Annotated in this window: 25 protein-coding genes and 1 other annotated feature; of the genes, 16 read left to right on the top strand and 9 right to left on the bottom strand. The window is 37.5% G+C overall.

Annotated features, from left to right (window positions below; all coding sequences use genetic code 11):
• From QFZ28_RS25415 to QFZ28_RS25425, 3 genes are all read left to right on the top strand, one after another.
• A complete protein-coding gene (locus tag QFZ28_RS25415; protein WP_307197411.1) occupies window positions 1–528 on the top strand; it encodes a DUF3231 family protein in 528 nt (175 codons plus the stop codon).
• 193 nt (window positions 529–721) lie between these two features.
• The gene (dcuS, locus tag QFZ28_RS25420) at window positions 722–2332 is read left to right on the top strand and encodes a DcuS/MalK family sensor histidine kinase (RefSeq protein ID WP_307197412.1); all 1611 of its coding nucleotides are present in this window, start codon (window positions 722–724) and stop codon (window positions 2330–2332) included.
• Window positions 2325–3038, top strand: a complete 714-nt coding sequence (locus QFZ28_RS25425; RefSeq protein ID WP_307197413.1) for a response regulator — start codon at window positions 2325–2327, stop codon at window positions 3036–3038. The genes dcuS and QFZ28_RS25425 overlap by 8 nt, the downstream gene beginning before the upstream one ends.
• 29 nt (window positions 3039–3067) lie before the next feature.
• On the opposite strand, the gene QFZ28_RS25430 is transcribed toward QFZ28_RS25425, so the two are convergent.
• The 4 genes from QFZ28_RS25430 to QFZ28_RS25445 form a co-directional block, all read right to left on the bottom strand.
• Entirely contained in the window at window positions 3068–3610 is a 543-nt protein-coding gene (locus QFZ28_RS25430; RefSeq protein ID WP_307197414.1) for a chromate transporter, read from the bottom strand.
• A gap of 19 nt (window positions 3611–3629) precedes the next feature.
• Entirely contained in the window at window positions 3630–4253 is a 624-nt protein-coding gene (locus QFZ28_RS25435; RefSeq protein WP_307197415.1) for a chromate transporter, read from the bottom strand.
• A gap of 237 nt (window positions 4254–4490) precedes the next feature.
• Complete coding sequence (locus tag QFZ28_RS25440) at window positions 4491–5744, bottom strand: dicarboxylate/amino acid:cation symporter (RefSeq protein WP_307197416.1); 1254 nt, start codon at window positions 5742–5744, stop codon at window positions 4491–4493.
• 234 nt (window positions 5745–5978) lie between these two features.
• A complete protein-coding gene (locus QFZ28_RS25445; RefSeq protein WP_307197417.1) occupies window positions 5979–6113 on the bottom strand; it encodes a hypothetical protein in 135 nt (44 codons plus the stop codon).
• A gap of 98 nt (window positions 6114–6211) precedes the next feature.
• Here QFZ28_RS25445 and QFZ28_RS25450 point away from each other — a divergent pair, with 98 nt between their 5' ends.
• The 4 genes from QFZ28_RS25450 (at window position 6212) to QFZ28_RS25465 (ending at window position 8614) form a co-directional block, all read left to right on the top strand.
• Window positions 6212–6619 (top strand): NUDIX hydrolase, encoded by a 408-nt coding sequence (locus QFZ28_RS25450; protein ID WP_307197418.1) that lies wholly within the window; start codon window positions 6212–6214, stop codon window positions 6617–6619.
• A gap of 136 nt (window positions 6620–6755) precedes the next feature.
• Window positions 6756–6944 (top strand): hypothetical protein, encoded by a 189-nt coding sequence (locus tag QFZ28_RS25455; protein ID WP_307197419.1) that lies wholly within the window; start codon window positions 6756–6758, stop codon window positions 6942–6944.
• Between the two features lie 380 nt (window positions 6945–7324).
• Window positions 7325–7717, top strand: a complete 393-nt coding sequence (locus QFZ28_RS25460; RefSeq protein ID WP_307197420.1) for a hypothetical protein — start codon at window positions 7325–7327, stop codon at window positions 7715–7717.
• Between the two features lie 99 nt (window positions 7718–7816).
• Window positions 7817–8614, top strand: coding sequence for an HAD family hydrolase (locus QFZ28_RS25465; RefSeq protein WP_307197421.1), 798 nt, complete (start codon window positions 7817–7819; stop codon window positions 8612–8614).
• Between the two features lie 331 nt (window positions 8615–8945).
• Here QFZ28_RS25465 and QFZ28_RS25470 read toward each other — a convergent pair whose 3' ends face one another.
• Genes QFZ28_RS25470 through QFZ28_RS25480 form a run of 3 tightly spaced genes read right to left on the bottom strand, consistent with a single transcriptional unit; the run spans window position 8946 to window position 12495 of the window.
• Window positions 8946–10820, bottom strand: a complete 1875-nt coding sequence (locus tag QFZ28_RS25470; protein WP_307197422.1) for a PTS fructose transporter subunit IIABC — start codon at window positions 10818–10820, stop codon at window positions 8946–8948.
• A gap of 2 nt (window positions 10821–10822) precedes the next feature.
• Entirely contained in the window at window positions 10823–11749 is a 927-nt protein-coding gene (pfkB, locus tag QFZ28_RS25475) for a 1-phosphofructokinase (protein ID WP_307197423.1), read from the bottom strand.
• Window positions 11746–12495, bottom strand: coding sequence for a DeoR/GlpR family DNA-binding transcription regulator (locus tag QFZ28_RS25480; RefSeq protein ID WP_307197424.1), 750 nt, complete (start codon window positions 12493–12495; stop codon window positions 11746–11748). The genes pfkB and QFZ28_RS25480 overlap by 4 nt, the downstream gene beginning before the upstream one ends.
• A 565-nt stretch (window positions 12496–13060) precedes the next feature.
• Here QFZ28_RS25480 and QFZ28_RS25485 point away from each other — a divergent pair.
• From QFZ28_RS25485 to QFZ28_RS25500, 4 genes are all read left to right on the top strand, one after another.
• Complete coding sequence (locus QFZ28_RS25485; RefSeq protein ID WP_307197425.1) at window positions 13061–13345, top strand: YggT family protein; 285 nt, start codon at window positions 13061–13063, stop codon at window positions 13343–13345.
• Between the two features lie 160 nt (window positions 13346–13505).
• Complete coding sequence (locus QFZ28_RS25490) at window positions 13506–13817, top strand: NAD-dependent epimerase/dehydratase family protein (protein WP_307197426.1); 312 nt, start codon at window positions 13506–13508, stop codon at window positions 13815–13817.
• Window positions 13768–14376: a hypothetical protein gene (locus QFZ28_RS25495; RefSeq protein ID WP_307197427.1), complete on the top strand. Its 609-nt coding sequence runs from the start codon at window positions 13768–13770 to the stop codon at window positions 14374–14376. Before QFZ28_RS25490 ends, QFZ28_RS25495 begins: the two co-directional genes overlap by 50 nt.
• Before the next feature lie 19 nt (window positions 14377–14395).
• Window positions 14396–14833: a GNAT family N-acetyltransferase gene (locus QFZ28_RS25500; RefSeq protein WP_307197428.1), complete on the top strand. Its 438-nt coding sequence runs from the start codon at window positions 14396–14398 to the stop codon at window positions 14831–14833.
• Between the two features lie 129 nt (window positions 14834–14962).
• On the opposite strand, the gene QFZ28_RS25505 is transcribed toward QFZ28_RS25500, so the two are convergent.
• The gene (locus QFZ28_RS25505; protein WP_307197429.1) at window positions 14963–16327 is read right to left on the bottom strand and encodes a citrate:proton symporter; all 1365 of its coding nucleotides are present in this window, start codon (window positions 16325–16327) and stop codon (window positions 14963–14965) included.
• Between the two features lie 746 nt (window positions 16328–17073).
• On the opposite strand from QFZ28_RS25505, the gene ttdA reads away from it, so the two are divergent.
• Genes ttdA through QFZ28_RS25520 form a run of 3 tightly spaced genes read left to right on the top strand, consistent with a single transcriptional unit; the run spans window position 17074 to window position 19411 of the window.
• On the top strand, window positions 17074–17985 hold the full coding sequence (ttdA, locus tag QFZ28_RS25510) for a L(+)-tartrate dehydratase subunit alpha (protein WP_307197430.1): 912 nt from the start codon (window positions 17074–17076) through the stop codon (window positions 17983–17985).
• Window positions 17982–18593, top strand: a complete 612-nt coding sequence (gene ttdB / locus QFZ28_RS25515) for a L(+)-tartrate dehydratase subunit beta (protein WP_307197431.1) — start codon at window positions 17982–17984, stop codon at window positions 18591–18593. Before ttdA ends, ttdB begins: the two co-directional genes overlap by 4 nt.
• Window positions 18594–18613: 20 nt before the next feature.
• A complete protein-coding gene (locus tag QFZ28_RS25520; RefSeq protein ID WP_307197432.1) occupies window positions 18614–19411 on the top strand; it encodes a fumarylacetoacetate hydrolase family protein in 798 nt (265 codons plus the stop codon).
• Window positions 19412–19485: 74 nt separating this feature from the next.
• Here QFZ28_RS25520 and QFZ28_RS25525 read toward each other — a convergent pair whose 3' ends face one another.
• Complete coding sequence (locus QFZ28_RS25525; protein WP_307197433.1) at window positions 19486–20262, bottom strand: GntR family transcriptional regulator; 777 nt, start codon at window positions 20260–20262, stop codon at window positions 19486–19488.
• A 221-nt stretch (window positions 20263–20483) separates the two neighbouring features.
• Between QFZ28_RS25525 and QFZ28_RS25530 the strand changes: the two genes are divergently transcribed.
• A complete protein-coding gene (locus tag QFZ28_RS25530; RefSeq protein WP_307197434.1) occupies window positions 20484–20615 on the top strand; it encodes a hypothetical protein in 132 nt (43 codons plus the stop codon).
• 100 nt (window positions 20616–20715) lie between these two features.
• Window positions 20716–20991, top strand: a binding site (T-box leader).
• A gap of 50 nt (window positions 20992–21041) precedes the next feature.
• Window positions 21042–22676 (top strand): methionine--tRNA ligase, encoded by a 1635-nt coding sequence (gene metG / locus QFZ28_RS25535; protein WP_307197435.1) that lies wholly within the window; start codon window positions 21042–21044, stop codon window positions 22674–22676.
• Window positions 22677–22771 lie beyond the last annotated feature (95 nt).

A 22771-nucleotide genomic window follows, 5' to 3' on the forward strand; every position in this document is an offset into this window, starting at 1 on the left:
ATGAAGGTATTCGAACTAATTCAAGATATATTTCAACCATTTATGGACGGTAAGAAAAGACCGTTAAATGTGATGGAAGTTTCGAATCTATGGTTTTTTCTTTTAGGTACAGAAACAACGATGCGAAATGAGGAAATTGGGTACAATCTGGCCCAAGACCCGGAATTAAAACAAATTTTAAAGGATATAAGAGAAACCGTGCATATACCTATTAGAGACGAGCTTAAAGAGTTTCTTATGAAGGAAGGGGTCCCCTTTCCGCAATCAACACCGGAAAAACCGATAGGAGATTTTAGGAGTATTCCTGAGGGTGCTAAATTAAACGATGAAGAAATAGCTAATTTAATGTCCTATAATCTTGCTATGGGTGTTAATTATGCTTCTAAAGGGCTTACTGAATCTATTCGAGCTGATGTTGGATTAATTTTTTCAAAAATTATGTTGAGGAAAACAGCAGCTGGTTTAACTGTAAAACAGTATTTGGATAAGCATGAATGGCTTCGGATTCCCCCTTATTACAAAGCATAGGTTTTTAACATACTTTTAAGTCGCAGAGAAAATCTGTGGCTTTTTCTAATGCAACAATTAGTGCTGCGTTTAGGTTACTGTTCAAGGTAAGAAGAAAATCACAGTTACTGCAGCTTGTACAATAATTTATCTTTTCCCTACTAGTGCAAATATTGATAAAATAATAGATAAAGTTGAAAGTGAGGGATTTTATGTGCAGACTCAGGCGTTTAAGGTTAAATTAAGCACGGTCATCATTTTCTTCGTTTGTATAGTGGTACTTGTATCATTAATGATTACAGATTTATTGATAAGTAGTACGGTAAGTGAGAATATCAGAAAACATCAAGAGGAGAAAGCAAGGCTTGTTTCACGGTCGGTTGCAACCTCTCATATTATTATCGAGGCATTAGAGGATGACCAAAAATCTATGGAGATTCAGGAGTATACAAAAAGTATTCAGGCTGCCACTGACATGATGTTTATAACAGTTATGGATATGAACGGAATACGGAGGTCCCACCCTAATCCAGAACAAATTGGGAAACACTTTGTTGGCGGGGATGAAAAGGAGGCACTTAAAGGGAAAGAGTATGTATCAAGCTCCAAAGGGACACTAGGCGAATCCTTACGAGCCTTTACACCTATCTACAATGAGACTGGGGACCAGATTGGTGTGGCTGCGGTCGGAATTGCACTTGAAAGTGTAGAGGCGGCTCTGGGTAAAAGCCATCGAAGTATTCTTACGGTTACAATACTAGGGTTGCTTGTTGGTATCATTGGTGCTGTATTACTAGCGAGGTATATCAAGAGAATCCTATTTGGACTAGAACCTTTTGCAATTGCCAAGATTTTTGTGGAACGGAATACCATGCTTCAATCTGTACATGAGGGAATTATTGCGGTAGATAATGAACAAACCATTACGCTGGTAAATCGATCAGCAAGGCAAATTTTTAAAAAAGCAGGGCTTTCTAAGGACCCGGTTGGCATGAAAATCCATGAGTTTCTGCCATCAACAAAACTAGATCAAGTCCTGGAGAAAGGGAAACCTGTACTGGATGAAGAACAAATGATTAACGGGGTTTCCATCTTGGTTAATCGGGTTCCGCTTATTGTAAATGGCGAGGTAGTTGGAGCGATATCTACCTTTAGGGACAAGACCGATGTTAATCAATTGGCAGAGCAGTTAACAGGTGTGAAAACCTATGCGGAAGCACTCCGCGCCCAATCCCATGAATTTATGAATCGTCTTCATGTAATTCTAGGAATGGTTCAAATGAAGTGTTACGATGAACTATCAGATTATATTCGTGTGTTAGTCGGCCACCACAACCAAGAGCTCGGAAACATTACACAACAGATTAAAGATCCTGCACTGGCTGGTTTTCTTATGGGTAAATTAAGCTATGCCAGGGAAGAACAAGTGGAGTTTAACATTGACGTTCCTACGGTTATTCCTGAGCCAGTAAACCCTAAGATGACCCATGAATTAATTACCATTCTTGGTAATTTAATAGATAATTCCATTGAGGCTATGGTTAATTCTACCGATAAAACACTAGATGTTACCCTTTATTTTTCGGATAAGTTATTAACCTTGGAAGTTTCGGATTCAGGACCCGGAATTCCTGATGAAATTCAAAGGAATGTACTTGAAAAAGGGTATTCCACAAAAGGTGAAAACCGTGGTTTTGGCCTTTATCTCGTTTCAAAAAGCATTGAAAACGTAGGCGGGGAAATAAACATAGATTCTAAAGCTCTGCTTGGAACAGAGATTCATATCACCATTCCATATGAGGTTAAGGGGGGAAATCATGATTAAGGTTCTAATTGTTGAAGATGACCCGATGGTAGCGGAATTTAACAAACGATATCTAAAAGAAATAAAAGGTTTTAGTTTATTGGGCATTGTGCATAACGTTAAGGACGCCAAAGAGTTTCTTGAAAAGGAAAAGGTTAACCTCATTTTGCTTGATGTCTATATGCCAGGTACAAATGGCCTTGAACTGCTTCATTATATTAGAGAACAAAAGATGGCAGTCGATGTTATTCTCATCTCTGCTGCAGCTGATACAGATAAAATTCAAACAGCCTTAAGACTTGGGGTGACAGATTATTTAATCAAGCCATTTGAGTTTGAGCGATTTAGTCAGGCAATGGAGAAATATAAAGATAAATCTGCCTTATTTGAAAGAAAACAAGTACTTAATCAGGAAGATTTAGATGACAGAATTCTTCATGGTGATCAGAGGGCTTCTGGGGAATTAGCGCAGGTTTTGCCTAAAGGGTTAACCAATAGTACGCTGCAGAACATTATTAATGTGATTAAATCAAAGGATGGAACCCTTTTTTCAACCGACGAAATTGCCGAAAGTACATATATTTCCAGAGTGTCTGTACGAAAATACTTGAAATATCTAACCCAGCTTGGAGTCCTAGAAGAATCATTAACTTATGGAATTGGTAGACCAGTTTATTTTTACACATTGAAAAAGGATAAGCTAAAACAAATATCTATGTATCTATGAAAAAGTGGCAATTGCCACTTTTTTATTATTCAAGAATATAGGGCTACTCCCACCAAGCCAGAGAGTAGAATGACATAAACCGGATTCCACCGAAGTTTTAATAAGGCAAATAGGGATAGTCCAAAGATGATGACTAAGCTTATTGAACGGAAGGATAAATCGATGGTAACCAGATTATTGGCTAAAGCAAATTTAATGGCAGCAAAAATAATTAAACTTGTTACTATAGGTTTTAAGCCATAAAACATTTTCTCAACCACTGGATTATGGTGCAATTTTAAGAAAAAGGCTGCAACACCAATCACTAAGGTAAGCGAGGGCAGTAAAATGGCTATGGCAGATACAAAAGCACCGCTAATGCCTGCCGCTGTATAACCTATTAAAATGGCACTATTAGAAGCAACAGGTCCAGGAGACATACCGGCAATTGCAATGATATTTGTCAACTGTTCTGAAGACATCCATCCGTATTCTGTTACTGCTGATTCAATAATGGGAATCATTGCATAACCACCGCCAAATGAGACAAACCCCATGATAAAAAAGGTTTGGAAAAGTTCCCACAATACCATTCCGTTCACCCCCTTATTCTTAAATTCCGGCACCCATGTAATATTCAGGATCATTGGCTGGATCTTCTTCCTTACTATTTTTCATTTCAATCATGCAGCCTAATTTTGTCTTAACGGAAACCACGATTAATCCTGTAATCGCCCCAAGAAAGATGGCTACAATTGGATGGATAAAAAACAGTGCTGGTACTCCTGCGGCCATTATGAAAAATGTGGTCTTATCAAATATAGCTGTTTTTGCTATTTTAATGGCGGCATACACAATGATTGCTACAATAGTAACACGGATCGAAACAAAGGCTGCTTCTAGCTTTGGATTATCATCCAGGTAAAAATATGACACTCCTATAGAAAGGACAATTAAAAAGGTTGGAAGTGAAACGCCAATCATTGCAGCCAAAGCGCCTCTGATTCCGCCAATTTTATGCCCGATAAAGGTCGCTGAATTCACGGCAACCGCACCCGGTACTGTTTGAGACAAAGCGATGACATCAGTAATCTCTTCATGTGTTAACCATTTTCTCTTTTCTACTATCTCTTTTATGATTAAAGGAATCATCGCAAATCCCCCGCCAAACGTAACAGGACTAATCTTAAAAAACGTCCAAAAAACCTCAAATACCAACTTCCATTCAACAATCATAAATATCCTTCTCTCCACAAAACTAAAGAAAATGTACCACTATCAATCTAGTACCATATATAAAGGTACCAAAAGAAAGAAGATGGGTAAATAGCAACAAATGTAAATTAGATGCGGTGACAGGCACCGCCCGTGGACACTGTCCACCTCAGGCGGACAGTAGTAAAAAGGAAAGGGAATGTGGATAGGGAAAGGGAAATAAAAAATGTGAGCCGGAGGGGCTCACATTTTGCAGGTTTAGGCTGTGATTTGTTTTTTGTCCGTAACCTCTTGGATTGGTTTGAATTCGCCTTCTGTTTTGGAGATGACGACGGTGGCTACTCCGTTTCCGATGAGGTTTGTGATGGCACGTGCTTCTGACATGAATCGGTCTACCCCAAGGATAAGCGCCATTCCTTCCACTGGAATGGTTGGGAATACGGCTAGAGTGGCTGCCAGAGTTACAAAACCTGATCCTGTTACGCCTGCTGCTCCTTTTGATGTCAACATTAGGATGGCAAGAAGCGTGATTTGCTGCCAAATAGTTAGGTCCACTCCATAGGCCTGAGCGATGAATAATGCGGCCATCGAGAGATAGATGGACGTTCCATCTAGGTTAAAGGAATATCCTGTTGGAAGAACCAATCCTACAACCGGCTTTGAACAACCGTATTTTTCAAGCTTTTCCATCATTTTTGGCAGAGCTGCTTCAGAGGATGATGTTCCAACGACCAAAAGGATTTCTTCTTTAATAAATGCAATGAATTTGAAGATATTGAAACCGAACAATTTGGCAATACCGCCAAGAACTAAAACAATGAATAAAGCCATTGTTATATAAACAGAGCCCATTAATTTTCCAAGATAGAATAATGATTCAACACCAAATTCTCCGATCGTGTAAGCCATAGCACCAAATGCTGCATAAGGAGAAACCTTCATAATCATATTTACGATTCCGAAGAACACCTCAGCCGTTTTTTCAAAAAACTCAAGAACAGGTTTTCCTTTTTTACCTAAGTGGGCCAAAGAAGCACCAAATAATATAGCTAACAGTAGTACTGGTAATAATTCACCATTTGCGAAAGCACCTATGAAGCTATCAGGAATGATGGATAACACAAAATCCATAAATCCGTGACTTGTTTCGGCTGCTTTTTCTGTGTATTGGGAGATGTCGCCTTTTCCAGCTTCTGCATCAATCCCTTTTCCTGCTTTAAAAATATTGGCGACAATAATCCCAATGGCTAAAGCGATAGTGGATACGATTTCAAAATAAAGCAATGCCTTCCCGCCGATTTTACCAACTTTCTTTAAATCCCCCATACCTGCGATTCCAATTACGATTGTAAGGAAAATAATTGGAGCAATCACCATTTTTACTAGTTTTATAAAAACATCTGCAATAACCTTTAGTTGTGAGCCAATCTCAGGAAAAACAAAACCTACTGAAATACCAAGAAGAATTCCCAGAATTACCTGGGTAGTGAGACTCTTAAAATTAATTTTCATTCTCAACGCCTCCGACTCTTATTTTTTGAAAACGGTAACAATTCATTGAATTATCAATATATTACAACTTTGTGAACAACTAAAATAGTTTATAATACTTTATAAATTGTTTTGTAATTAAAATAAGTAGAAAGAGTGGTTACTGTTTTCGCGGGGATTGTCAATAAGAAAGCGGCTGACGTAGAAAAAGCTGCCTGTTTGGCAGCCAATCTGTTAAATTATTGATCCTTTTTATCAGTTGAGTCCTGAATAGAAACATTCTTCGGTCGTTCCGGATACCCGTTCTTTCCCGGGATCATCTGGACCAGAGAGTTGGTTCCTTTGATTAAGAACCTTTCCAGTAAATTCAATTGGATTATTTTTTGGCATTATTTACACCTCCATGTAATAGTATGGATGAAAAGTAAATGACAAATACAACGAGATTGATTAGATTATATTTATAAGACAGAGTGGGAGGAGAAAAGATGGAGGTACCAAAACATGTTGTTTCTGCTGCAGCAATTGTTTTAAATGATAAGAATGAAATTTTACTGATTAAAGGCCCGCGAAGAGGATGGGAAATGCCTGGCGGTCAGGTTGAAGAAGGGGAATCCTTAACGGACGCCGTTATCAGAGAAACAAAGGAAGAATCCGGGATCGATATTGAGGTTGTTAAGTTTTGTGGGATTTTTCAAAATATTGAGGGGTCGATTTGTAATACCTTATTTTTAGGGAAACCTGTCGGCGGGGTACCTACAACCAGTCTAGAAAGTTTAGAAGTAGGTTTTTTTCAACTAGAAGAAGCATTAGAAATGGTCACATGGGGAAACTTTAGACAACGAATTGAATATTGCTTAAATGAGAAACTCCATCCTTTTTGCATTAGTTTTTAAAATACATAAAATAGCCGCCTCCAGTGTGGAACCGATTTTGGTGAGTGGAATTATCTACCCAATAATCAAATATTTTAGCTTGTACCCTTAGATAAAAAAAGGTAAAATGCAATAAAACTAGAAAAGAGGGATGAATGTGGCATTTGATGTTTCATTGTTAGGGATGGGTTATTTTAGTCTAGACGCTGCAGCAGTTGATAAAAGTCCAAGTGAAATGGTAATCACTGACGAAAAAGAGGAAACCTTTTACATAGTATCACGAGAAGTTTACGAAGATGGACCTAAGCAAGAAGGATATAAAATCGTCGTTAACGAAGGTGAGTAAAATAGCACTTAATTAGAAATAGCTGAAGATATGGCACTCAAAATGAGTGCCATTCTGTTTGAAAAAATAATCATTTTTTTAACTAAAGCTCATGAGACCCATTATTTCAGAACAACCACGTTTTTAGGCCACATGAAGGCTTCATGGAGTCATTATCTCTGAACGAGTATGTTTTTGGTATTAATGACACATTATGAAACCAATTTTTCTCAGACACTTTGTAGGAATTATGAGCCCCGTTCCTCAACCCCCAAGAAACTAATCAATCGCTTGATTAAATTTTTTAATAAAAGAACAGCCCTCTAGGAAATCCTATACAGTGGAGGGATGCGCTGGTGATGTTTACTACAAAAGGGGATGCTCACAAGGTTTTTCTGCGTTTGAAACGAACGGTACACAATGGCGAGACAATTAAAAATATGAAAGAATATCAAGAAATTGAAGAAATCCAAACTCTTTACAATTCACTTGACAGCAATACCTTGCAATTGATTCATTACCGCATGATAAAAGAATATAACGGGTCGGGAATGATTCCTATTTTGGTTTCCTCTGCTCCCTGGTTGTTACTTTTATTTTCAAAGCAATTATCTACCTATTTATTTCATGAGGGAAAATGGCTATGGGCTGGTTTTAGTATTGTTTACATCGTTGCACTTGCGGTCAGTGTGTTGATACACTTTCGGGAAAAAGCATGGGCGGCTTTTCATATGGAAATCATTCAAGATATATTAAAGGAAAGAAAAAATGGTAAGGGGCAATCAGACGCCTGATGTTCCTTGTCATTTACTTCCAGAATTAAACTTTTTTAATTTACCGAATATCTGATATAGTAGTTTTTAAGAAAGATAGGGGAAAGGAAGATTACACCGATGAAATGTTTCTCAATCGATTTAGATGGCACTTTGTTAAATTCTGAACATGATATAACGGAAGCCAGCCTGCAAACTATGAATGAATTACTTGAAGAAGGTCATTCTGTTATTTTGAACACAGGACGTGCTTATGGCGATGTCATTAAATTAAAAGCGTTAGAAAATTTACAGATTCCTATTTTTTGTGTCAACGGAGCTGTTTTATTCTCGGAAACAAGAGAACTGCTATATGAGGCGACAATATCGCTTGAAACATATAAAGAAATTTTCCCGATATTAAAGGGACTAGGTGTTGGAATATTAGTCTATACCAATTATGGAGGCTTCCCGTCCACTTTACCTCCATTGCATAAAAAAAGTAAAGAGGAACTCAATACTCTTTTTGAACAATTTAATTATGATGAAATTCTTGAAAAAGATCAGTTGAAAATCTATAAATTAATTGCGTTGACACACCATGACGAATTAGAAAAAGTAGAAATAGTTAACAAGGCACTTGGAGATACGTTCGATATTTCCATGGCATCTTCATTCCCTAATAATGTTGAAATCACTTCAAACGAAGCGCATAAAGGAAAAGCATTATTGCGCTATCAAAAAATGTTGAACCTAGAATTTGATGAGATTATTGCTTTTGGAGATGGAGGAAATGACCTTGCACAATTTGAGGTTGCAGATACCTCTGTTGCGATGGCAAACGCTCCGTTGAATATTCAAGAAAAAGCAGATATCATTACAAAATCAAACGATGAGGACGGATTTGCCTACGCTGTTCGTCATTTACTTAAAAAATAGGCTCTGTTAAAACTGAATGTTGATTTCACTGTGTTTGGAAAATAAGCGGAGAATTTCCGTTTAAATTGGGATATACCCATATTTCCTTAAAAATAAGCGGAGTTTTTCCGCTTATTTTAACCAAATCATTGGATTTTGTCTTATTTAAAGCAGTTAACCGGAATATCTCCGCTTATATCTGCTTCTTAAGGTTCCTCTATATACAATAGCCGGAAATTCTCCTCCTATGAATCCTCAACCCTTCACGAAAAACCAACAATAAATAATAACAGGTCCAAAAAATAAAAAAACAGCCCATTTTCCTTAAAAGGAATTGGGCTGTTTTATATTTTTAGTTAGAAACCGGCTTTTTCAAGAAGCCCATTAACAATGCTGCAACGATTGCACCAATTACAACGGCAAGTAAATACATGATCCAGCTGCCGTCAACAAGTGGGATAACGAATAATCCACCATGTGGAGCACGCAGTCCAATACTGAACATCATCGATAAAGCACCTGCAACGGCTGAACCAGCCATAACAGAAGGGATAACTCGAAGCGGGTCAGCTGCTGCAAATGGAATCGCTCCTTCTGTGATAAAAGAAAGTCCCATAATATAGTTCACTTTACCTGCTTCTTGATCCTGTTTGCTAAACTTTTTCTTAAATATTGTTGTAGCAATCGCAATTCCTAATGGAGGAACCATACCAGCAGCCATTATTGCAGCCATCGGCTCATAAACTCCATTAGCTAATAAACCTGTACCAAATACATAGGCAGCTTTGTTAACCGGACCACCCATATCAAACGACATCATTAATCCTAAAATAATTCCTAGTAAGACAGCATTTCCTGTACCTAAACCAGATAACCACTCAGAAATAGCTGTATTTAACGCACCAACAGGCTTATTTACAACAAATAACATAATGAATCCGGTTAAAGCAATCCCTAATAAAGGATATAACAAGATGGTTTTAATTCCTTCAAGAGACGATGGCATACCAGATAAAAGCTTTTTCAATCCTACTACTAAATAACCTGCTAAGAAACCTGCAACAAGGCCGCCTAAAAATCCGGCTCCACCGCTAGTAGCCAGCATACCGCCGACCATACCTGCAGCGAAACCTGGGCGGTCCGCAATACTCATCGCGATGAATCCTGCTAAAATTGGAACCATTAACGCGAATGCATTTCCTCCGCCAATCGTCATCAGTGCTTCAGCTATTGGGTGATAGGTTGGATCATCAGGATTGGCTGAATTAATCCCGAACATAAAACTAATGGCAATTAAGATACCGCCGCCAACAACGAATGGAAGCATATTAGAAACACCGTTCATTAAGTGCTTATAAATAGTCGATCCGAATCCTCTTCCGCCAGTTTGTTCGCTTTCCTGACTAGATTTGCCGGTGCCGCTGTATATTGGGGCATCTTGCTTTAAAGCTCTTTCGATGAGTTCTTTTGGCTTACGAATCCCATCAGCGACGGCCGTTTCAATTACATGTTTGCCGTTAAAACGATTCATTTCCACTTTTGTATCAGCTGCTACAATAACTGCAACAGCATTTTCAATCTCTTCAGGTGTTAAAACGTTTTTAGCCCCGCCAGAACCGTTTGTTTCAACTTTAATATCAACACCCATTTCAGCTGCCTTCGCTTTTAGGGAATCCGCAGACATATAGGTATGAGCAATACCAGTAGGACAAGCGGTGACAGCAACGATAAATTGTTTTTTGCCAGCCATCGATTGTTCTTCTTCTTTTTCCTCTTGGTCGTAAGAATTAATGATTGTTAAGACCTCATCAGCACTATTAGCTTCTAAAAGCTTTTTACGTACTTCATCCTTTAATAGAATCGTTGAAAGTCGAGAAAGAGCTTCTAAATGTGTATTGTTTGCTCCTTCGGTAGCTGCAATCATAAAGAAAAGGTGGGAAGGCTGACCGTCAAGAGATTCATAGTTTACACCAGCTTTTGATCTTCCGAATGCAATCGCTGCATGTTTAACAGCGTTTGTTTTAGCATGGGGAATCGCAATACCTTCACCAATTCCTGTCGTGCTTTGTTCTTCTCTATTGATAATCGCATTTTTATATTCTGAACGGTCATTTAACTTGCCTGCATTGTCTAAAACGGTTACTAACTCTTCAATTGCACCAGTCTTAGTTGTACTTGTTAATGAAAGGTTGATGGTTTCTTTTGTTAATAGCTCTGTAATTCTCATCATCATTCTCCTCTTAGGTTCGACTTTTCTACTTTTACTTGAGGGAGCAAGCCTTCCATTTTTTCGCGTGTGCATAATCCGATTGAAAATGCAGTTGCACTGCCAGCTGCCACACTAAAACGAAAAGCTTCTTCTATCGATTTTGTTTTTTCGTAGGTTGCGATAAAACCAGCCACCATGGAATCCCCTGCACCAACTGAGCTTTTTACATCACCTTTTGGGCTAGTGGCAATTAGGGCCTGGTCCTTATTAATGAGGACAGCGCCTTTATCGGCAAGAGATACGATCACGTTTTGAGTACCTTGTCTTATAAGCTCTTTTGCATAAGGAATGACCTCTTCACAAGAATTTATAACGGTATTGAATAAGTCACCAAGCTCATGATGATTTGGTTTTATTAGGAAGGGGTTTAATGGAAGTACCTTTTTAAGTAATTCACCTTCCGCATCGACAACAAATTTCGTGCCATTTTCGTTACATAGTTTCACAAGCTCTTCATACGTACTTTCTGGCATAGTTGACGGAATGCTGCCAGCAAGAACAAGGATATCTTCGCTTGTTAGCTCTCTAATTTTTCCTTTTAAGGCCTCAAAGTTTTCTTTTGTAATATTGGGACCTTTTGCATTTATTTCTGTTTCTTTATCAGATTTGAGTTTTATATTAATTCTTGTATCTTCATCGACCTTCACAAAGTCGGTTTGTATACCGTGCGAAGTGAGAAACTCTTCAATATAATCCCCGGTAAAGCCGCCTAAAAATCCAAGCGCACGACTATCAACGTCTAATCTTTTTAAAACTTGAGAAACATTAATTCCTTTTCCGCCTGGAAATTTCGTTTCATTCTTAGTTCGGTTTAATTCACCCAGCGTTACCTGATCTACCTCTACGATATAATCAAGTGATGGGTTTAACGTAACTGTATAAATCATGATGTAACCACCTTAATTTTTGTTTTGCTGTGATATTGCTCCTCGGTATCAGGGTCTAATTCATTTGTGATAATCGTTGCCAGATGTAAGTCAGCAATTTTTGCAAAAGCAATCTCTGAGAACTTTGATTCATCAGACACCACAAATGCTTCACGAGATAATGACATTGCTAATTTTTTGACCATCGCCTCTTCAGGGTCGGGAGTGGTATAGCCAAATTGTGAGTGAATTCCGTTTACACCCATAAAGCACTTATCGAAACGATAATGTTCTAGACTATCTAAGGCCCCGCGTCCGATTAAAGCTTTTGTTGATGGCTTAGCATAGCCGCCTATTAAAAAAGTTTTTATATTTCTTTCTAGTAGTTCATTTACGTGTGTTAATCCGTTTGTTACGACCACGATGTTTTCTGGAAGGAAAGGAATCATTTCAAATATGGTGGAACCTGCATCTAAATAAATACAGTCTCCTTCTTCTACTAAGCTCCCGGCGTATTGTGCAATTTGACGTTTTGGTTGAAGGTTTTTGGAGGATTTCTCCATCATGCTTGGTTCCTGCAGCTTTCCTTGGAGCCTTGCAGCACCTCCATGAACCCTCTTGAGAAATCTTCCTTGTTCTAACTGTATTAGATCTCTTCGGATGGTTGACTCAGAGGAATTGGTTAATTCCACGAGTTCTTGAAGTTTTACAGAATTTTTTATTTTTAATGCTTCTAATATAATTTGATGGCGTTCTGGCTCTAACATCATTACCGCCTCCTAAAACGCTTTCATGATTACTAATTTTATTTTACAATTGAAAACAACAAAAATCAATCAAAAATATTCAAAAACATTCTTTTTCATTCAAAAAGCGCCAAATAAAAAAGAATGCCTCTATAGCATCCTTGTAACAGATAGTATTCCCAAAATAAATTTAAAATGGTTTCTAATATTGTATCGACGTAAAATGGTCTCAATACTCATGGCTGTACTCAAGTTTCCTAGCACTCGAACTCTTCCAGTAAACAGCGCCATCGTTCCGCTTTGTTTCCTAATACAAAAATCTTAAAATTATTGTACGATAATTGCATGGTGCCATTTAGCAATTCCCCAAGTAATTAGTAAAACCAAAGCATATTTCATAGTTTAATAATACTAATTGGGAATTGGGAAGGAGGTGACCTTTTCTAAACTTTTTAGATTCTTCATGCTTTTAAGAAATAATACAGATTTAGTTAAAAATATAGATATATTTGAAACCTTATTGAGTATAATACGTATATGAACAGTAGCGGTATTGAAAAAAATTTTATAGATAGGAAGAATAAATTTGGGCACAAATATTTTAGTAATAGCAAATTATATCTATGATATTTATTATTGGTTAATTTTGATTAATATTTTTGGTTCCTGGTTCCCGCAATTTCAAACATCCAAAATAGGTTCGCTGGTTGGCAGGCTGGTTAACCCTTACTTATCGGTTTTTAGGAAGTTTATCCCGCCTCTTGGTATGATTGATTTCTCGCCAATCGTTGCGATTTTTGCTTATAGCTTTATAGGGAGATTTGCATTAGAGGGTCTTCGCCAATTATTAATCATGCTCGGTGCATTTTAATTAAAAGCGTACATATAGGGCTTTACTTACTTTTGCCGTAAGTAAAGCCCTATTGCCGTTTTTTAAAATTTTCCTTTGTTTCAGGTCATATTGAGAGTATCGCCAAAATGGTAAATTGAGGTATTCTAGAGAATAGGATGAACAATTGGGGGGATTAAGGATGAAATCAGCGTTAATACTTGGGGGAACGCAATTTGTTGGCAAGCGGCTGGTACAATTATTAATCGACGAAGGGGTCGAAGTTACCATTGCAACAAGAGGTTTGACGACGGATGACTTCGGCAATCAAGTTTCCCGATTGATTATAAACCGTGAACATACAGATTCTCTAGAAAAAGCTTTTAAAGATAAGAAATGGGATGTTGCCTTTGATCAAACCTGTTATTCCTCACAAGAAGCGCTTGATTCACTGCAAGCACTAAATGGAAAAGTTCAAAAGTATATTTTTTACATCGAGTCAGGCAGTTTATGATTTTGGAACTAATCAATTGGAGGAAAGTTTCAATCCATCCCATTACCAGCCAGTATTAAAATCCAGAAGAGATTACATAGGATATGCTGGATATCAGGAAGCAAAACGAGCGGCCGAAGCCATCCTTTTTCAGAATGCTAACTTCCCGGTCGTTGCCGTCCGCTTTCCGATTATTATTGGCAAGGACGATTATACGAATCGTTTGCATTTTCATGTGGAGCATGTAAAAGAGGGGAAACCGATGTTCATTGAACATCTTAACTTTAGATATAGTTTTATTGACTCAGGCGAAGCGGCTTCCTTTTTATTAAGTATGGCAAATTCCGACTATCAAGGTCCGGTTAATCCAGGCTGTGAGGAAGATATTAGTTTGGGTGAGTTAATTGGATTAATAGAGAATCTAACTGGGACAGAAGCAAAATTAAACAAAGATGGAAATCCTTCTCCCTATAATTTCCCTGGGTCGTGGTCAGTCAATACGAGCTTTGTTCAGTCATTGGGATTCAGTTTTACATCATTAGATAAACTTTTGAAAAAATTAATCATTCGTTATTCATAGTTTTAATAGGGGGTATACCATGAGTATTTTCAAGGCTTCATTAAATGAACTTAATTCTTTAACTGAGTTATTTGATTCTTATCGGGTGTTTTACAAACAGGAATCTGATATTGAAGGTGCAAGAGCTTTCTTAAAAGAAAGATTAATAAATGAGGATTCAGTAGTTTTCATTGCCTTTGATGAGAGTAATCCGGTTGGCTTTGTTCAGCTATACCCGACTTTTTCATCTGTGAGTATGAAAAAGTCATGGATTCTTAACGATTTATATGTAAATGCTTCTGCCCGCAAGAAGGGGTTCGGTGAGAAGTTAATAAAAAAGGCGATTGAATTTGCGGAGGAAACAGGTGCAAAAGGCGTGTCATTAGAGACAGGTCAAGAAAATCAGACAGCGCAGAGACTATATGAAAAAATAGGGTTTATAAAGGAGTCCAATTACTTTTACTATTTTTCTATATAATAGGATTAAAATAATATGAGTGTCGTCCGGTAAATTTTTGTCCTCTAACAGAATTTCAAATATAAAAAGCTGAATTCCTATACGCTAAGGAATTCAGCTTTTTGTTGTTAAATTATAAAAGGATTTTTTCTAAATCGGCAATGCCCCGGTTAATATATAAACACCTAGGTATATAAAGATAATGGGCCAAGCATAAATTACATACGTTTTTTGAAAGTCGATAAAGTTTGTCTCTGTAGAATCAACTAACATATATAGAGCCGGAATAACCGGTGAAATGAGACGGAATGCTTGTCCCACCATGGAAGCTACAGCCGCCCCGCTTGCGGAAATTCCATATTCCCCCATAACATCTGCCATAACGCCGGCAATCCCAAAGTAGAAAGCATCTTGCGGTAAAAATGTAATTGCAGGTGCTGCCATTAACGCGTAAACGGGTGCCATTTGTGAACCTAAAGCTTCTGGAATAATACCTGTAATAGACGTTGCTAAAGCAGTTGACATCCCGCTGCCTGATAAAACGCCAGAGAAAACCCCCGCAGCCAAAGTTGCCATAGCTGGAGCTAAAGCATCTGCTGCTAAGTCATCAATTCGTTCATTAATAAGACTTGCAGACCTATAGTTTACCGTAAGGGCAATTGCTGCACCTATACCAAATAAAACACCGCCATGTGCAATATCCATCACAAGCATAACTAAAATAGCAAGCGTTAAAATCAAATTAAAACCATATAGTTTAGGTCTCTTTAATTCTGGATCTTTTAAACGAATAGCGTTTAACATGCTTTCCATATGCTCTGGAGAAATTTCTTTAGCAGTCTTAGGATCATAGTTTAAACGTTTTCTTTCTTTAATTCCGATAAAATAAGCCATAAAAATAGCAAATACTTCAGCAACTAACATTCCTGGCAATAAATCTGCAAACAATTTACTAATACTTACATCCATAGCTGTGGCTGCAGCGATTGTTGGACCTCCCCAAGGCAGCTGATTAAAGATTCCAATAGGGGTAACAATGATTACAGCTAAATAAATGAGCTTAATATTCATTTGTTTATAAAGTTGAAGGAAAGCAGCAATACAAATAATAACAGTTGTAGTAGTATCACCGTTCATCGTAACTACTGTCGCAGTTAAAACTGTTGCCAATGTAACTTTTAATGGATCGCCTTTTGCTTTTTTAATAAAGAATTCGCATAAAGGGTCAAACAAACCGACATTAAGCATTACACCAAAATACAATACCGCAAATAAAATTACAATAGCAGGTGAAATAACCCCAGTAGAAACTTTTCCTGTTTCTTCATTTACACTAAATAAAATACCTTCTTTAATCCATTCAAAGAGATCCAAAAAGGAAGCACCCGTTACAAAGGTTGCAATTGCTCCGAAAACAAATGGAACAATTGTTAATGCACCGAATATAGATAATTTATTTTTTGCGAGAAGAACAATGAATACAATGATCATTAATAATGCTAGGATTGTTAACATACAAACCAGCTCCCTTAAAAATATAAAGTCAAATTATTAGTAATATTAAATAGTTAAGAGTATTACTACGTTGTTAAGCTATGAATATAGTGATCTTTTATCCAGAACATCATCATAAGGGTCAACTTTTAATGAGGTTCTAGTTTCTTATTCATTTACTTGATGAAACTAACTTGTTAGCAATGGGAGCGTATACAAAAGTGTTCATCCCTTATGATAATACGAAAAACAAATCGTGTCAGTAATATCCAGGTTAAGAATGATCAGAGATGAAAAATACATTAGTTTGAAAGCGCATTCAATAATATCACTCCTTTATTTTTAATTTAAATGGTGCAAGGAAATTAAATCGATAGTATACCATTGATTAGATTGTATGTTAACGTATACATTAATGTCAATTCAATTTTTAGAATATTTCACCTTTTTAAATATAAAAATAATAAAAAACGGATTACACTTAATGATTAGGTGAATTGTTGCGTGTAGACAATCAATCATATTATTGATTTATTAATTTTCATGAAATCTATTGACATTAATGTATACATTATTTAATAATTAGCTCATAAGATATTCACATTAAGCTGACTCACAAGTTTATATGTACAGGCTCATTTAGCTCAGCATTAGACGGGATATACTCTTTTGAAAGCGATTACCCCTTTATGATTTTGAGGAGCTTTGGACTGTTACAATTTTCTGCCCTTTCTACAAAAAATAAAGCTTAAAAAGGAGAGGTTACTATGAGCGTTATGATGGATAAGATTCAGCAAAAGGAAAAGATGACTGATTTGATGTCAAAGTTTATATCCCTTGTCAGCTACAAACTTCCTGATGATGTGGAAAATAAACTGAAAGAGCTAAGTGAAGAGGAAGATAATAAGCTTGCAAAAATTATCTACAAAACTATGTTTGAAAACCAAAAGCTAGCTTCTGAGTTAAAGAGACCTTCATGCCAGGATACAGGTGTTCTCCAGTTTTTTGTTAAGTGCGGAGAGAACTTCCCCTTGATTGGGCAGTTAGATAGTATTCTGAAGAATAGCGTGTATAAGTCAACTCAAGAAACTCCATTACGACACAATTCTGTAGAAACATTTGATGAATACAATACAGGAAAGAACATCGGTGACGGTTCACCAAGCATCTTCTGGGAAATTGAAGAAGACAGTGACAAAGTGGAAATTTATACTTATATGGCAGGCGGAGGTTGTACCCTTCCTGGTGTGGCGACAGTTCTAATGCCGGGTGAAGGCTACGAGGGTGTCGTAAAGTTTGTACTTGATCGGATGACTAGTTATGGAATTAACGCCTGTCCTCCACTGCTTGTTGGTGTAGGCGTTGGTACTTCTGTAGAAACAGCAGCTATGAACTCTAAAAAAGCTCTTATGAGACCTGTTGGAAGTCGTAATGAAAATGAAAATGCTGCAAAGATGGAAAAGCTTCTTGAAGATGGGATCAATGCTATCGGCCTTGGACCTCAGGGTCTTAAGGGATCTAAATCTGTCATGGGTGTAAATGTTGTGAACACGGCAAGACATCCGTCTACTATTGGTGTTGCAGTTAATACAGGGTGCTGGTCCCATAGAAGAGGAAAGATCACCTTTGACAGTAATTTGAACTATGAAATTAGTACTCACGAGGGGGTAACACTATGAGTAAGAAAGTATTAACCACGCCTATAAAAGATGAGGATCTTAAGGATATACGAATTGGAGACATCATCTACCTAACTGGTACACTCGTTACTTGCAGGGATGTGGCACACAGAAGACTCATTGAAGAAAAAATCCCTTTACCAGTAGATCTTAAGGGGAAGGCTATATTTCACGCGGGGCCAATTGTTAGAGACCTTGGAAATGAAGAGTACGAAATTGTTTCTATTGGTCCGACAACCAGCATGAGAATGGAGAAGTTTGAAAAGGAATTTATTGAAGAAACAGGTGTTAAGCTTATTGTTGGAAAAGGTGGAATGGGGAAGAACACCGAAGAAGGTTGCAAGAATCATAAGGCGCTGCATCTCGTCTTTCCAGCCGGAAATGCTGTTTTTGCGGCCACAAAGGTAGAACAAATTAGAGAAGTACACTGGAAAGACCTTGGAATGCCTGAATCTCTTTGGGTGTGTGAAGTGAATGAGTTTGGTCCTCTAATTGTTTCCATTGATACAGAAGGAAATAACATCTTTGAAGAAAATAAGATAGAGTTCAATAAAAAGAAGGAAGAACAATATCAGTTAATCAGTCAGCAAGTAAGATTCATCAAATAAGTTATGGAGTTGGTGTAGTCATGCTGGTGCTACAAAAAACACAAACGATAGTTCGCTATCAGCAACATAACGGAAAAATATATTACGGAATCGTTGAAGGTGATGAAATTTTACAATTATCTAGTGATTTTACTGAAATTGTAAACGATGAACTAAAATATGATGGATCAAGAGTTAAGTATAGTGGTGTGAAGATTTTGGCGCCAGTAGTACCCTCGAAGGTCGTTAATTTTGGATGGACATATGTTGAACATGCAAAAGAGACTGGGGGAAAGGCAAATCTGAAAGAACCGTTCTTGTTTTTAAAACCGACATCTTCGGTAATTCCAGATCAGGGGGAAATTATCCTTCCTTCAAGTGATTTAACCACTCAGGTGGAAATGGAGGGGGAAGTGGCACTCGTAATTGGTAAACGGTGCAAAAATATAAAAGAAGAAGAAGCGTTGGATTATGTTTTTGGCTGTACTATATTTAATGATGTGACTGCAAGAGATCTTACAAAAAAGGATCCCCAGTTTACGCGTGGTAAAGGTTTTGATACCTTTGGTCCGTTGGGGCCGTGTATTGTAAAAGGAATTAATCCCACTAATTTACGTATCGTTACAACATTAAACGGCAATGTCGTACAAGATGGTAATACCAATCAGATGTCTCTTTCAATTCCTTTCCTTATCAGTTGGATTTCGCAGGTGATGACACTAGAGCCGGGTGATGTTTTGGCTACCGGTTCTCCTTCTGGAAGCTGCCCGATGAAGTCGGGAGATATTGTAGTTATTGAAGTAGAGCAGATTGGTAAGCTCTGTAACTATGTAAAATAAAAGTTTCTATACTGAAAAAGAAAGGCTGTAGTTGATTTCTATGAAATCTCTACAGCCTTTTTTTATAAAGTCTCCTAATTTAGCGTTTCTTCCGGTGATGCAGGCATAGATTGAAGAGCCTCTAGAATTTCGTTGCGTGCTCTATGGCGGTGAGATTGCAACATAGTTCGTACAGCTTCAGGTTCGCCTGCTCGCATGACTGCTAGGATTGCCTTATGTTCAATTACTGAATGTATTGGCTTAGGTCGATGTCCAATTGTGTATAAGCGAGCGCGATATAGTTGATCAGACTGACTGTCAACAATCCCTCTAAGGCGTGGGTTTCGGGCCAAATCAACAATATAATTATGAAATTGATCATCAAGGTCTGTCCATGCAAGCAGATCGTTTAATTCTAGTGCCTTTTCTTGTTCTTTAATCAGGTGCTCAAGTTGGTTTAACTCTTCGTTAGTAGCACGACTGGCGGCGAGTCTGCCAGCTACACCATCCAGTGATTCCACTACTTCATAAATTTGTTGAAGATCATCTGCGACAAGTGGTGCAACAATAAAACCTCGGCGCGGTATGAGCCGTACCCATCCTTCCGTTTCCAAACGGACAAGTGATTCACGTACAGGTGTCCTGCTCATGCCGAGGATTTCTGCCATCTCCCTCTCAAGTACAGTCTTTCCGGGAGGCAATTGAAGGTGGCGAATCGCATTTCGAATAGCTAGATAAGCACGTTGTGGTAATCGTGACTCCCCGTTTACATCTAAAGAGGACAAAAATGAACGTACGGCTAGGGCAAGATCAGATTGATCTAGACTTTGAACATTAGAATCAGGTGTTAGAGGTGTTTTTTCATTATTCATTTCATTATCACTCATCCATATAAAACTCAAATTTTATGTATCAGTATAACCAAATGCTGTGATTAGGGTTATGATCAATAAGTTGTATTATTTCTTTTTAATCATAACAGAAAAACAATCAATGCCTCAATTGGTATAATAGAAAAAACAACATAATAGGATTAACCACTAAAGATTGCACACACTATCTTTAGAAGAAAAATTATTTGGAGGTAGTTTTAATGAATAATGAAAATCAAAATAATACTATTATTTCAAATGAAGCATTGCGTGGTAAACCGTATCTTGATATTGACCGTGTTATTACAGAAGGGAACCTAAATAGCACTACTCATAAGAAAAAGGAAAAATAATTTGCGAGTGTTAGGAGGCTGAATTTGCCTCTTTTATTTATGATGTTAATTAAAATTGACTTTTTCGAATTTATCGAATACTATATTGTTAAATTTACAAATAAAGGCAAAGAAGAGAAAAAGTAAAATGAAATGGTTTTTCCACAGAGAGCTTCGGCAGCTGAAAAGAAGCAAAAACACTCATTTGAACAATGGTCTCTGAGCTTCGTACTGAACATACTTAATGGTATTAGTAGGCTGCGACGAGTTTTGGCACTCGTTATCCATGTCACAGTATAAGAGTAGATTAGAATACTCCGTACTTGCTAAGGCAAATAGTGTGAGCTATTTGCGAAATAAGGTGGTATCACGTGGATTATCAAACCTCGTCCTTAACTATTACAGTTAAGGGCGGGGTTTTTTTATTTTTATAGGAGGTTTTATTGGATGAGTATTTTTATTGGAGGTGCATGGGCCTATGCAAATGGTTCATTGCATCTAGGTCATATTTCAAGTTTGCTGCCAGGGGATATATTGGCAAGATATTATCGTCTAAAAGGGGAACAAGTACTTTATGTTTCAGGAAGTGATTGTAACGGAACTCCAATAACCATTCGCGCGAGACAAGAAGGAGTAGCACCTCACATAATTACAGACCGTTATCACCAGGAATTCCTCGAATGTTTTTCGAAATTGGGATTTTCATATGATTGCTATACTCGAACCGATACTGAGCATCACCATAAATTAGTTCAAGAGATTTTTTTAGAGCTTCTTGAAAAAGGTCATATCTATAGAAAAGAAATTGAACAAACCTATTGTGAGGAATGCGCCCAATTCTTGCCGGAACGATATGTGGAAGGAATCTGTCCTGTATGTAAAGAACCCTCTCGGGGGGATCAATGTGATCATTGTTCAACTATTTTAGAACCCCTTGAATTGCTGAATAGCAAATGCAAAATATGCGGAAATCCACCTACTACAAGATTCACGGAGCATTTCTATTTTGCATTAAGCTCGTTCCAAGCTCAATTGGAAAACTATGTACAAAAAGCGGAAAATAACAAGCTTTGGCGGGAGAATGCTGTTTCTCTTACGAAGAGATATTTAAAGGAAGGTTTGCAGGATCGAGCAGTTTCTCGCGATTTACCTATTGGAGTGAGCGTGCCTGTTGCTGGATATGAAGAAAAGAAAATCTATGTTTGGATTGAGGCTGTTTCGGGATACTATACTGCCAGCAAGCTTTGGGCAAAGGAAGCAGATAAAGATGATTCTTCGTTTTGGAATGTTTCTGCTAAATCCAATTACATTCATGGAAAGGATAATATTCCGTTCCACTCGATTATTTGGCCAGGGATTCTAGCTGGACTTGGTAAGGAACCATTACCTACCCATATCGTTTCCAATGAGTATTTGACCTTAGAAAAAAAGAAATTATCGACCAGCAGGAATTGGGCAGTATGGGTTCCTGATATTTTAGAGAGGTATGAACCTGATTCTATCCGTTATTTCTTAACAATAAATGCACCAGAGAGTCGGGACGCTGATTTTTCGTGGAAGGAATTTATTTATAGTCATAACAGTGAATTATTAGGGGCATATGGGAACTTAGTAAATCGAACGTTGAAATTTATAATGAAAGCATTTGATGGTGTTATTCCCGATAAAGTTGTTTCTTCTGTACTTCAAGATAAAGTCGTTACTTTATATAAGGATACTTGCCGCTTAATTGAAGAGGCCTCATTCAAACAAGGGTTAGAAAAAGTATTCGAGCTGGTGCGGTTTTCTAATAAATACTTTGATGAACAACAACCATGGAAGCAGATTTACGAAAACGTAGAATCTTGCAAGCAAACCCTAGCCGATTGCGTTTATTTAATTGCTAATTTAGCACATATCTTAACACCGTTCCTTCCTTTTTCGAGCCAAAAGGTTAAGGATTTTCTTCATATTTCAGAGACAAACTGGAAACCATTTTTGGTAAAACCAATCGTTCTATCCAACGTTGAGCCGTTATTTAAAAGAATCGATCCAGCTAGAATCGAAAAAGAGCTTGAAACGTTAAACAAACAAACTGTTTAGCAGGATACGAGACAAGGAGGGTTCTTGGTGACCGTAAATCATTCGAAAAGGGAAAAGTGGTCAATAAGAAGTCTGTGAAGAATTGCATTAAAAGA

This window comes from Neobacillus niacini (assembly GCF_030817695.1).
Lineage (GTDB): Bacteria > Bacillota > Bacilli > Bacillales > Cytobacillaceae > Neobacillus > Neobacillus niacini_F.

Bases quoted from the DNA above. Each gene is read 5' to 3' on its own strand.
- QFZ28_RS25415 (WP_307197411.1), top strand. From the start codon at position 1: ATGAAGGTATTCGAACTAATTCAAGATATATTTCAACCATTTATGGAC.
- QFZ28_RS25440 (WP_307197416.1), bottom strand. From the start codon at position 5,744: ATGAAAATTAATTTTAAGAGTCTCACTACCCAGGTAATTCTGGGAATT.
- QFZ28_RS25470 (WP_307197422.1), bottom strand. From the start codon at position 10,820: ATGAGAATTACAGAGCTATTAACAAAAGAAACCATCAACCTTTCATTA.
- QFZ28_RS25450 (WP_307197418.1), top strand. From the start codon at position 6,212: ATGGAGGTACCAAAACATGTTGTTTCTGCTGCAGCAATTGTTTTAAAT.
- QFZ28_RS25490 (WP_307197426.1), top strand. From the start codon at position 13,506: ATGAAATCAGCGTTAATACTTGGGGGAACGCAATTTGTTGGCAAGCGG.
- QFZ28_RS25430 (WP_307197414.1), bottom strand. From the start codon at position 3,610: ATGGTATTGTGGGAACTTTTCCAAACCTTTTTTATCATGGGGTTTGTC.
- QFZ28_RS25495 (WP_307197427.1), top strand. From the start codon at position 13,768: ATGGAAAAGTTCAAAAGTATATTTTTTACATCGAGTCAGGCAGTTTAT.
- pfkB (WP_307197423.1), bottom strand. From the start codon at position 11,749: ATGATTTATACAGTTACGTTAAACCCATCACTTGATTATATCGTAGAG.
- QFZ28_RS25425 (WP_307197413.1), top strand. From the start codon at position 2,325: ATGATTAAGGTTCTAATTGTTGAAGATGACCCGATGGTAGCGGAATTT.
- QFZ28_RS25530 (WP_307197434.1), top strand. From the start codon at position 20,484: ATGAATAATGAAAATCAAAATAATACTATTATTTCAAATGAAGCATTG.
- QFZ28_RS25465 (WP_307197421.1), top strand. From the start codon at position 7,817: ATGAAATGTTTCTCAATCGATTTAGATGGCACTTTGTTAAATTCTGAA.
- ttdB (WP_307197431.1), top strand. From the start codon at position 17,982: ATGAGTAAGAAAGTATTAACCACGCCTATAAAAGATGAGGATCTTAAG.
- ttdA (WP_307197430.1), top strand. From the start codon at position 17,074: ATGAGCGTTATGATGGATAAGATTCAGCAAAAGGAAAAGATGACTGAT.
- QFZ28_RS25520 (WP_307197432.1), top strand. From the start codon at position 18,614: ATGCTGGTGCTACAAAAAACACAAACGATAGTTCGCTATCAGCAACAT.
- QFZ28_RS25445 (WP_307197417.1), bottom strand. From the start codon at position 6,113: ATGCCAAAAAATAATCCAATTGAATTTACTGGAAAGGTTCTTAATCAA.
- QFZ28_RS25435 (WP_307197415.1), bottom strand. From the start codon at position 4,253: ATGATTGTTGAATGGAAGTTGGTATTTGAGGTTTTTTGGACGTTTTTT.
- metG (WP_307197435.1), top strand. From the start codon at position 21,042: ATGAGTATTTTTATTGGAGGTGCATGGGCCTATGCAAATGGTTCATTG.
- QFZ28_RS25505 (WP_307197429.1), bottom strand. From the start codon at position 16,327: ATGTTAACAATCCTAGCATTATTAATGATCATTGTATTCATTGTTCTT.
- QFZ28_RS25480 (WP_307197424.1), bottom strand. From the start codon at position 12,495: ATGTTAGAGCCAGAACGCCATCAAATTATATTAGAAGCATTAAAAATA.
- QFZ28_RS25500 (WP_307197428.1), top strand. From the start codon at position 14,396: ATGAGTATTTTCAAGGCTTCATTAAATGAACTTAATTCTTTAACTGAG.
- QFZ28_RS25525 (WP_307197433.1), bottom strand. From the start codon at position 20,262: ATGAATAATGAAAAAACACCTCTAACACCTGATTCTAATGTTCAAAGT.